10 protein-coding genes and 1 tRNA gene are annotated in these 10114 nt (G+C 39.8%); 5 read left to right on the top strand and 6 right to left on the bottom strand.

Going from position 1 to position 10114, the window contains the following annotated elements:
- Nucleotides 1–139: 139 nt before the first annotated feature.
- The 3 genes from CWB85_RS20815 to CWB85_RS20825 all read right to left on the bottom strand — a co-directional run bounded on the left by CWB85_RS20815 (nt 140) and on the right by CWB85_RS20825 (nt 2726).
- Nucleotides 140–216, bottom strand: a tRNA-Val gene (locus tag CWB85_RS20815).
- 109 nt (nt 217–325) lie between these two features.
- Complete coding sequence (locus tag CWB85_RS20820; protein ID WP_138555926.1) at nt 326–1393, bottom strand: DUF3080 family protein; 1068 nt, start codon at nt 1391–1393, stop codon at nt 326–328.
- Nucleotides 1371–2726, bottom strand: coding sequence for an MATE family efflux transporter (locus tag CWB85_RS20825; protein ID WP_016709260.1), 1356 nt, complete (start codon nt 2724–2726; stop codon nt 1371–1373). The genes CWB85_RS20820 and CWB85_RS20825 overlap by 23 nt, the downstream gene beginning before the upstream one ends.
- Before the next feature lie 161 nt (nt 2727–2887).
- Here CWB85_RS20825 and CWB85_RS20830 point away from each other — a divergent pair, with 161 nt between their 5' ends.
- Nucleotides 2888–3520, top strand: coding sequence for a riboflavin synthase (locus tag CWB85_RS20830; protein ID WP_016709261.1), 633 nt, complete (start codon nt 2888–2890; stop codon nt 3518–3520).
- Nucleotides 3521–3543: 23 nt separating this feature from the next.
- Here CWB85_RS20830 and CWB85_RS20835 read toward each other — a convergent pair whose 3' ends face one another.
- Both CWB85_RS20835 and CWB85_RS20840 read right to left on the bottom strand, forming a co-directional pair.
- Complete coding sequence (locus CWB85_RS20835) at nt 3544–3747, bottom strand: CPXCG motif-containing cysteine-rich protein (protein ID WP_016709262.1); 204 nt, start codon at nt 3745–3747, stop codon at nt 3544–3546.
- A gap of 183 nt (nt 3748–3930) precedes the next feature.
- Nucleotides 3931–4791, bottom strand: coding sequence for a fructosamine kinase family protein (locus tag CWB85_RS20840; protein ID WP_016709263.1), 861 nt, complete (start codon nt 4789–4791; stop codon nt 3931–3933).
- A gap of 130 nt (nt 4792–4921) precedes the next feature.
- On the opposite strand from CWB85_RS20840, the gene CWB85_RS20845 reads away from it, so the two are divergent.
- Complete coding sequence (locus CWB85_RS20845) at nt 4922–5617, top strand: DUF445 domain-containing protein (RefSeq protein WP_138555927.1); 696 nt, start codon at nt 4922–4924, stop codon at nt 5615–5617.
- A 70-nt stretch (nt 5618–5687) separates the two neighbouring features.
- Here CWB85_RS20845 and CWB85_RS20850 read toward each other — a convergent pair whose 3' ends face one another.
- Nucleotides 5688–6056, bottom strand: coding sequence for a DUF3718 domain-containing protein (locus tag CWB85_RS20850; protein ID WP_249314942.1), 369 nt, complete (start codon nt 6054–6056; stop codon nt 5688–5690).
- Nucleotides 6057–6402: 346 nt separating this feature from the next.
- On the opposite strand from CWB85_RS20850, the gene CWB85_RS20855 reads away from it, so the two are divergent.
- The 3 genes from CWB85_RS20855 to CWB85_RS20865 all read left to right on the top strand — a co-directional run bounded on the left by CWB85_RS20855 (nt 6403) and on the right by CWB85_RS20865 (nt 9923).
- A complete protein-coding gene (locus CWB85_RS20855) occupies nt 6403–7188 on the top strand; it encodes a hypothetical protein (RefSeq protein ID WP_016709266.1) in 786 nt (261 codons plus the stop codon).
- A 104-nt stretch (nt 7189–7292) separates the two neighbouring features.
- Nucleotides 7293–8675, top strand: coding sequence for an amidohydrolase (locus tag CWB85_RS20860; protein ID WP_138555930.1), 1383 nt, complete (start codon nt 7293–7295; stop codon nt 8673–8675).
- 12 nt (nt 8676–8687) lie between these two features.
- A complete protein-coding gene (locus CWB85_RS20865; RefSeq protein WP_138555928.1) occupies nt 8688–9923 on the top strand; it encodes an amidohydrolase family protein in 1236 nt (411 codons plus the stop codon).
- Nucleotides 9924–10114 lie beyond the last annotated feature (191 nt).

Here is a 10114-nt window from a genome sequence, read left to right on the forward strand (position 1 = left end):
GTATTTTCTGTGTTTTTTATTTTTTTCTTAATGATTGGTACGACCGAGTTGATTTGAACCACTGACTCTTGGATCGGGTGATCAAGAGTTGGTAGTGCTTTTTCCTTCGATTGTACTTTATTTAAAAATCACTTAAATTTGGTACGACCGAGTGGATTCGAACCACCGACCCCTACCATGTCAAGGTAGTGCTCTAACCAACTGAGCTACGGTCGTATCATAAATTTAAGGTGTTAATTGCTTAACAACGGTCGCTAATATATAGCGTGCGGTTAAGTGAATCAAGCTCGTTTATACATTTTTGGTTTGTTTGCCGTTTTTTTATTCATATTGGGCTGATTTCACACTTTTTGTAAAACTTTTGCCACCAAGTAACGTGTGTTTTTGCAGATTCTTTGAATGCGGTGAGTAAGTTACTGGGTTGTTGTTGCAGCAATGCCCTAAGCTCAGGTTGATTAGTTGTAGAGTCTAGCCAAAGTGCTTGGTACAACGGCATCAGTCGCTCTAAAGCGCCTGATAGTTGCGCTTGATAGGGTTGTAATTGTGACAGGTAATACTTTTTAAATACGTTACTGACGATTTGCGCTTGGCGTTTATTTTTTAGCGGGTTGCAGAGCGCTCTAAGATCAATACTGGTTAAATATCGACTGGTGCTGTGATTAAAGTATGTTTGCTGGCGCACGGCACTGACTAACGCTTGATTAAAGTTAAATTGGCGTAGCTGGGAGAGCTGTGGGTACAGTGCTTGGCTATCTATTTGTGTATATTGTTGTTGTATTATTTGCTGTTTTAAAGTGAGTAAGTTTTGTAGGGCAAGCTCTGTTTCGACAAGGCCTGCAAGGTTGTTATCCAGTGCATAGCTAGTAAGCTGCCAAGTACGTTTTAACTCAGGATCGTTGTAAAGTAAGTGGTTGAATTGCTTTAATAGTTGTTGCTTTTTGTTGGCAAGTTCATGCTTAATGGCTTGGTAGCTTTTTGACTCAGAGTTTAATTTCTCTAAGCAGCTTGGGGCTAATTGAATAAACTGGATTTGATAAGTTAATTGGCCGGCTGAGCTGGCAACTTTGCCCAGTTGACTATTATGTTCAGCAATGAGGGTGTTAAGTTTACAATGAGACAGTTGCGCTAGCTGCACGATACTTAATTGCTGTGCAGTAGCTGAGTTAACGTTGTTATGAACAGGTGTCAATTTAAGGTTATTTAATGGTGGGGTGACAGGCAGCGGTTTGTCCAGCGCTGTGGCGAGTCGCTGCTGATACTGCTCATTAATATCTGTTGGTTTATCGCTACAAGCACTTATTAGTAAACAAGCGAATAAAGTGCCAAGATAACCAAATCGTTTGACTTGGTTATCTTGGCAGTTTGGTTGATTACGCGTTTTTGAGAGGCTCATATTTGAATCTATTTGCAACAGTTAACATTAACAAAATAGCCGCAACACTTAAGCCAACAATAATTCCTACCCAAAAGCCATGCGGGCCCATGGCTGGTACAATCCAATCGGTGCGAGCTAAAATAAAACCCAATGAAAAACCAATTAACCAGTATGATATAAAGGTAATGTACGAAATGGGCGCTGTATGTTTTAGCCCTCTTAAAATCCCATTCGCGGACACTTGTAACGCATCAGGGAGTTGGTAAATACACGCTAAAATCATAATGGATGTTGCCAGTGCTATTACTTGAGCGTCATCGGTATAAAGTTGGCTAATTATGTCACGACCAAAAAAAGTGATAGCTGCTAGTACCGCTGCAATGATCATGGCAAGAATGTAACTAGTTGAAATTGCTTTTTTTAGTTGCTCAAAGTGATGTTGACCATATAAATTGCCGATCCGAATACTAATAGCAATTGATAAGCTCAATGGCATCATAAACAATAATGTAGTTACACTGGCTGCAATTTGATGCCCGGCAACCGCAACGGCACCTAGATGAGCGATAAATAGCGGTATGCAGGCAAATAAAGTGACTTCAAAAAAAGTGGCGAGTGAAATAGGGATACCGACTTTAGTAATGGTCCACATAGTACTAAATTGGGGGGTCTTAAAGTTAGCTAACAGTGTTTTAGCATCGACTTTTTTACTCAGTTGGCAGTATATTACTTGTGCAATAGCCATCGCGCTGAATACCAAAGCCGTGGCAATGCCACAGCCTGCACCACCTAGGGCTGGCATACCTAACTTACCATAAATAAAAATGTAATTTGCAGGGATATTGACAGCTAAGCCAATTAAGCTGATATAAAAAGCAGGCTTGGTCATCCCCATGCCTTCGGTAATATTGCGATATACACTAAATACTAAAAAACCAATAATTCCCCATTTAACAAAATGAATATAGTCATAGGCCATAGCGGCAATTGCTGGGCTGGTATCAAGCTTTAAAATGATAATATCGGCAAAGTAAGCGATGGATAAGCCCAGTACACTTAATACTCCAGCAAGATACAAACCTTGCTGAAAATAATGGCTGATGCCTGTTTTATCGCCAGCGCCAGAAAATTGCGCAATAATACCGGTGAGGGCGAGTAATATACCTTGCAGAGCAAGCATTGCTGGATTCCAAACACCTGTTGCAATAGAGAGGGCGGCTAAATCGGTTGGACTAACTTGTCCCGCCATGATGGTGTCAACCACAGACATTAAAACGAGGGTTACTTGTGCTAAAAAAACGGGGATTGCCAGAGAAACTAGCCGTTTGGCTTCCCAACTACAAAAAGTCATATCACTTGCTACGTAAACAGAAGAGACGGGTATTGTAATCGATAAATTGAAGAATAAAAAATTATAGCGGCAAGTTGATGTTATTCATTACAGTATTGAACCTTGGGATCGGTTAAACTAAAGCGAAGTGATAGATCCATGTTTAAAGGGCGGTTCAAGTTATGTTTACAGGCATTGTGCAAACACAAGCAACGGTAATTGCAAATAGCTATCAACACAGTGTTATGCGCTTAGTGCTCGCAGTTTCACCACAATACGTTACGAAGTTAGCGTTAGGTGCCAGTATTGCCATTAATGGTTGTTGTCTAACGGTTGTTAAAGTTCAACTTATTTCAGATAGTGCCCTTGCAGAAGTTTATTTTGATGTGATTGATGAAACATTACAGTTAACGAATCTTGGAAAGCTTGATGCTGGTTGCATGGTAAACTTTGAGCGTTCTATGACATTGGGTACTGAACTGGGCGGGCATATTGTCTCTGGTCATATTCATTGTATTGCCCAAGTGAACAATATTATTCACACAGATGGTAATTGTAAAATACAACTAAGTTTACCAAGTAAGTGGCAAAAGTACGTGCTGTATAAAGGGTTTGTCTGTGTTAATGGCGCCAGTTTAACGGTGGGTGAAGTTGACGAGCAAGGTTTTTGGTTACATTTGATCCCAGAGACTTTAGCAATCACCAATATTGGCAAAGTTGCAATAGGAGATGGACTCAATATTGAAGTTGATCAACAAACCTACACTATCATCAACACGGTGGAAAATTATTTACGACTACAGTCATCACAGTAACAGTCACCACAGTACTAGTTAGCTTAAAAAATTTGTTCGTCATCACTGTCTATATGTAACTCAACCTTACTATTGGCATAGTCGATATGCATATTAAAGTGGATTGGGTTACAGCATGCGCTGCAGTCTTCAAAGTAATCTTGATCGCCATCGCTGGCATCAAGGGTAATATGAATATGGTGACCACAATGTGGACAGCTGATCCGTTGTGAGAGATGATTTTGCATAATTGATCCAACCTTACAAAACAGAGCTATAAAGCATGACTATTTATAGTGGTGGATAAATTGTTATGCTTTACGCAGTTGTACGCGAACGTCCACAATAACTAGCCCTGGCCACTATTAGACGCTCATTAAATATAGTCTGCTTTAGTTATTTATGACATCAATTTGACAATAAAAATAGCCTTATTTAAGTAGTCGATCTATTTGTTGTTTAGCTTCAGTAAGATAGTGACCAGCAAAAATATTGGCATGATTTAAAATAGGGTAGAGCTGATAAACTAACTTACGTAGCTCATAGCCTTGCGTTAATGGGTAGTGCTTGTTATAGGCTATGTAAAATGCATCAGGCAGGGGGGCAAATAACTCGCTCATTGCAATATCGATCTCCCGATCACCATAATAGCAACTGGGGTCAAAAATACTTGGCACACTGTGAATAAATCCCATATTGCCACGCCAAAAATCACCATGTAGTAATGAGGGTTGTACATTATGACTGTGTAACATGTCTTTTATAAATGCGATAAAATAGTCTTTATCAACTAACTCAATGCCTTTTTCATGTAATAATTGTAGTTGCCAGCCAATGCGCTCTTCAGCGAAAAATATATTCCACTTTTTATGCCAGCGGTTTGGCTGAGCAGTTGGGCCAATAAAGTTATCATGATCAAAACCAAACATAGCTTGACGGTGTTTGAGGTGCAAGCTGGCAAGGTGGCTGCCCATTATATGCCAGTTGGTATGGGGTTGCTGATCCAGTTCAAGCCATTCAAGGACGATAAATGAAAACTCAATATTCGATCCCGTGGTGATACAATCTGGCACCATAAATAGGCTCTCTTGGGTGAGTAACTTTAAATTGTGGGCTTCGTTGTCAAATCGTTCCAAATCGTTTCTGTGTGCGACCTTGACAAAATATTGATGAGTACCATCGCTTATTTGAAATAGTTTATCGCTATTTGGACTTTGCAACTGTCGTTTACTGGTGTGTTTAAAGTCAAAATGCATAGCTTGGCTGATTTGTTCGTTAACCGTATTCCACATAGCATTGCTTACCTTTTATACAGATAACTAAACTATGGCAAAAAGTAGTTAAATAAACAAACTCTTGAGAGTAAAATTCAAATTTAGCAGCACCTGCTTAGCTTTATACAATAATTCAAGTGGAGGAAGAATGAATAAAAGCCTTATTACGAATGTAATTGCCACAGTGTTAGTGATTACAGGTTTTTTGTTTAACCAAGCAATTGTGCTATCGATCGGCTTATTTGCACTTTCTGGTGCAGTAACTAACTTGCTCGCAGTGCATATGTTATTTGAAAAAGTACCGTTATTGTATGGTTCGGGTGTGATCCAATTGAAGTTCGCAGGGTTTAAAGTTGCAATTAAAAACCTTATCTTAACTGAGTTTTTCTCAGAGCAAAAAATATCGCAGCTACTTGGCAATAAAACAATGGATATTGATCTACAACCTGTGATCAACGACGTTGACTTAAACCCAGCGTTTGACACACTGCTGGAAGTGATAGAGCAGTCTCAATTTGGCAGTATGTTAGCGATGTTTGGTGGCAGTGCAGCTGTGGAACCAATGCGCGATTCTTTTATAGCAAAAATGCGTGATTCCTTAATAACGATGAGCCAAACAGACGAATTTAAGATGCTGGTCAATAACAAACTTGCAAAGACAAGCCTAGCAAGTGACTCATTGTTTACAACAGTATCAGATCTTGTTGATGATCGATTAGATGAACTAACCCCAAAAATGGTGAAGGATATTATACAAACCATGATCAGAGAGCATTTAGGCTGGCTTGTGGTCTGGGGGGGGGTCTTTGGTGGTTTATTTGGTCTTGTGGCAGCAATTATTTAGTTTATGTTTAGATAGTTAATTTAAGCTGGCCAACTACATGCCAGCTTAAATTAATTGCATTTTTAGCATGCTATTTAGAGCCCGCAACAACCATAATTGTTTGTTGTTCTAACTTGGCTAAATCTTGTATTGAAGTGCCCGTAGTGGCGTCAATACCTAAGCGACTTGCTGTTCTGTCAAAGCCATATGTGCCTGTAAATTCAGCCATACTCATATTATTACACTGTAGTTTGCTCGCTGTTTTGCTTTTATTCATCCGAAATTCTTTCATGGCTAAATAAAGTTTAATGGGCTTATTTGACGCTACAGCCATACAAATCTGCGTGCCGGGAGTATTATCAGCCGCTACAAATTGTGCAGCTTCTGCATTAGTCGCAGTTAATGCTGCAGTGCCTAACAGTAATGTTGTGCAAAATGTTGTCGTTAAAGTATTCATCATCATTCTCCAGTTGTTGAGTGTTGTCTTGTTGACGAATGTATTATTGGCTATATTTCTGATGAAAGCTGTAAATGAAAATCGACAAGATGTAACAGCATATGTGAATAGCTTACATTTATAGTAAGTAATTGATAATAAAGTTATTAATGTGTGTATCCAGACACACTTTCAAGGATTTATTTTTCATTTTTTTTATTGATTTTGTTTGTTTTTCAAACTGTTTTCATTGGTTTTACATGATATTTACTTTAGAGTAAATACACTTTATTGGACAGCATTGCTGACATATTATGAATCCCTGTTATGATCGTTTGATTTAAAAAGTACCAGCCTATTAGGAGACTCTGTGAGTAAAACATTGGCGAGTTATTACCAGCAAGCTTACGCCTGTGAACAGCATAATTTTAATCGTTGTTTTTATTGCGGTTGTGAAGCGACTGAGCGCGATCATTGCCCGCCATTGCATATGCTACAAAGCATTATTGATTTAGGTGAAGATGCAGAGTTTATTAGTATTGCGGCGTGTTATGAGTGCCATGCGATATTACATAATGAGCGTTTAATGACTATCGACGAACGCTTTACTAAATTAAAAAGTAAACTCAATGCTAAATATGCAAAACCATTGCGTGTTTACAATATGTGGCACGAGAATGAACTTAGCGATATGAGCGATGAATTTGCACACAGTATTAAAGCGGGGATGGCTTTAGGTAAAGAAGCCGCAGAGCGTTTAGCCTTTAGTGGTTTTAGTTATGCAACTGAAGAAGCGAAAGTGACGGTACGTGAAAAAACCGCAGAGTTTGATGTTGAAGGTGTTACCTTTACTGACTTTAAAGAGGCATTAAACTACTGTGTTAGTTCATTGAAAGTACAAAAAAGCGATTTTTACAAGATATTAGTCGAAGATTATCAAGGTGATTTTAATAAAGCGCTTAGTCAGTATCGTCACCGCCACGATAAAGTAACAGCAGCTAAAGATGGTAACTGTTTAATTAAAGATTTTTCAAAGTTACATAAACAAAACTCCGATTTTGTCACACGTACTGTTAAGCATTTTATTAGCAAAGATCCCAGTCTTACTACCGAAGAGGCGCTTGAGCAGTTGTATAACAATTATATTAAGAAATAACATATAAATTACATTCATCTTATATAAATGCAGACTTGGCTTATTTTTTAGCTTTATAAAATACATTTATATACAGTAATAAAAAAATAACAGGGATTAACATGATGCAAAAATTTGCTCCATCATTGCTGGTTGTTGCTCTTGGCGTCGCTTTAGCGGGTTGCCAAGATAATGACCCACAAGACGAAAAAGTAACAATTAATAAAAACCCATACCCAAGTACCTACAAAGCACTTAAATCAACAACAACGTTGATCACCAATGCAACGGTTTTAACTGGTACTGGCGAGCGTTTAGAAGAAGCTGACGTATTGCTTGTTGACGGTAAAGTGCAACAAGTTGGTAAAGACCTTACGGCACAAGCCGACCTTACAATAGACGCGCAAGGCAAATGGGTAACCCCAGGCTTAATCGACGTGCATTCACACTTAGGTGCTTATCCTAGCCCGTCAGTTGAATCTCACCAAGACGGTAATGAAATGACTAGCCCGAACACTGCAGAAGTGTGGGTTGAACATTCAATCTGGCCACAAGATCCCGGTTTTAACCGCGCCCGTGAAGGTGGGGTTACTTCATTACAAATTTTACCCGGTTCAGCTAATTTATTTGGCGGCCGTGGTGTGACATTGAAAAATGTACCAGCACACACGATGCAAGGAATGAAATTTCCTGATGCTCCTTATGGTTTAAAAATGGCCTGTGGTGAAAATCCGAAACGCGTTTATGGCCGTAAAGGGGTATTACCATCAACGCGAATGGGTAATATGGCAGGCTATCGCACAGCGTGGATTGGTGCTACTGAATATAAGCGTGCGTGGGATAAGTACGACGCTGATTACGCTGCAGGTAAAAACCCTGAAGTTCCGCATCGCGATATTAAATACGATACATTACGTGGCGTATTAGAAGGCGAAGTCATGATCCATAATCATTGCTACAAAGCAGAAGAAATGGCGATGATGATTGATCTATCAAAAGAGTTTGGTTATCACGCAGGGACTTTCCATCACGGCATTGAAGCGTATAAAATTGCTGACCTACTTGCAGATAACGGTTCATGTGCTGCGCTGTGGCCAGATTGGTGGGGCTTTAAGATGGAAGCCTACGATATGGTACAAGAAAACGTAGCAATTGTTGATGCGGTGAAAAATTCATGTGCGGTTGTACACTCCGATTCTGATACTACTATTCAACGCTTAAACCAAGAAGCTGGCAAGGTCATGTACCGTGCTAACGATAATGGCTTTAATATTTCTGAACAGCATGCAATAAAATGGATCACTTCAAATGCTGCAAAAGCATTAGGTGTTGCTGACAAAACAGGTTCACTTGAAGCGGGCAAGCAAGGTGATGTGGTCATTTGGAACCAAAACCCATTTAGTGTTTATGCTAAAGCTGAACAGGTCTTTGTTGATGGTGCAAAAGTATATGATCGCTATGATGACACTTACCAAGCTCAAAGTGATTTTCTGTTAGGTCAAAAATAAGGAGTAACTAGGATGACAAAATTAACACATTCATTTTCGCTCTCGCTAGTTGCTGCTGGTTTATTAGCAAGTACAGCGGTTGATGCGCAATCAATTGCAATCATTAATGCCACCGTACATACCTCTACTGAGCAAGGCGTGTTACAAGGTGCCAGCATTATAATGGATGAGGGCAAAATTACAGCGATCAATCCAGCTAAAGTTGACGCTGACACTATCATTGACGCTAAGGGTCAAATTGTGACGCCAGGCTTTATTGGGAGTATGAATCAGTTAGGTTTAGTTGAAGTAGGTGCTGTTGCTGGATCACGTGATGGTGGCGATGATAAAGCAAGCATCGATTTTGACCCAAGCTTAGCATTCAATGCTCACTCGAGTTTGATCCCATATGCTCGCAAAGGGGGGATCACCCGTGATGTGATCACTCCACAAGGTGGCGACAGTATTTTTGCAGGCCTTGCCAGTGTTGTTGACTTAAGCGGTGAGTTTGCCAGCGAAAAACAAACACATGCAGCATTGGTGGTGCACTTAGGAGAGCAGAGCAAAGGTTCACGTGCTATGGCACTAAAAAACCTTGTTGATAAACTCGAAGCGCAGCAACAAAAAAACAAAAAGAAAAAAGATGATGCGACCCCAAGTACTGAAGACATCGTTCTCACAAAGGTGTTAGCGGGTGAAATGCCTTTATTAGTCACAGCATCTCGTGCGGCTGACATTATTGAGTTAATCAAACTTAAGCAGCAGTTTTCAGTTAATTTAGTGATTGCGGGTGCTCAGGATGCTGTGGTTGTGAAAGAGCAGCTAGCACAAGCGAGTGTCCCCGTCATTGTCAGCGCGATGGAAAGTTTGCCTGGTAGTTTTGATTCGCTCCATGCTAGTTTAGACAATGCCGGCAAGCTTGAAAAAGCAGGTGTGAAGGTCTTGTTATCAATCGCGGGTGATGCCAGTCATAATGTTTATCAACTGCGTTTTGATGCGGGTAATGCAGTATCTTACGGAATGACACAACAAGGAGCATTAAAAGCGATCACCGCGAACGTTGCTGATGTGTTTGGCATTAATGCAGGAAGTGTTGCAGTTGGTAAAGCGGCAGATTTAGTTATGTGGAATGATGACCCATTTGATTTTAAAAGCCATGTAACTAAAATGTTCATCAATGGAGAAGAGGTGTCAACTGAAGCTCGTCAAGATAAACTTCGCAAACGTTATACAACGGATTCAGAAATGCCGCGCGCATATACTAAGTAGTGTTTAGTGAGTTTATAAAAAGCCGCTGTAGCGGCTTTTTTACACCACTCAATATTTTATTACTTGGTTTATTTTGGGTACTGCAATCCCGCGTCCCATTTACAGCAAATATTAATTTAAAATTTATAACGCAGTTAGCGCTTTATTTAGCTCGCTAGAATGGTTAAATATTTAAGTCGATTGGTATTAGT

The organism is Pseudoalteromonas sp. S1727 (genome assembly GCF_005886375.1).
GTDB lineage: Bacteria > Pseudomonadota > Gammaproteobacteria > Enterobacterales > Alteromonadaceae > Pseudoalteromonas > Pseudoalteromonas haloplanktis.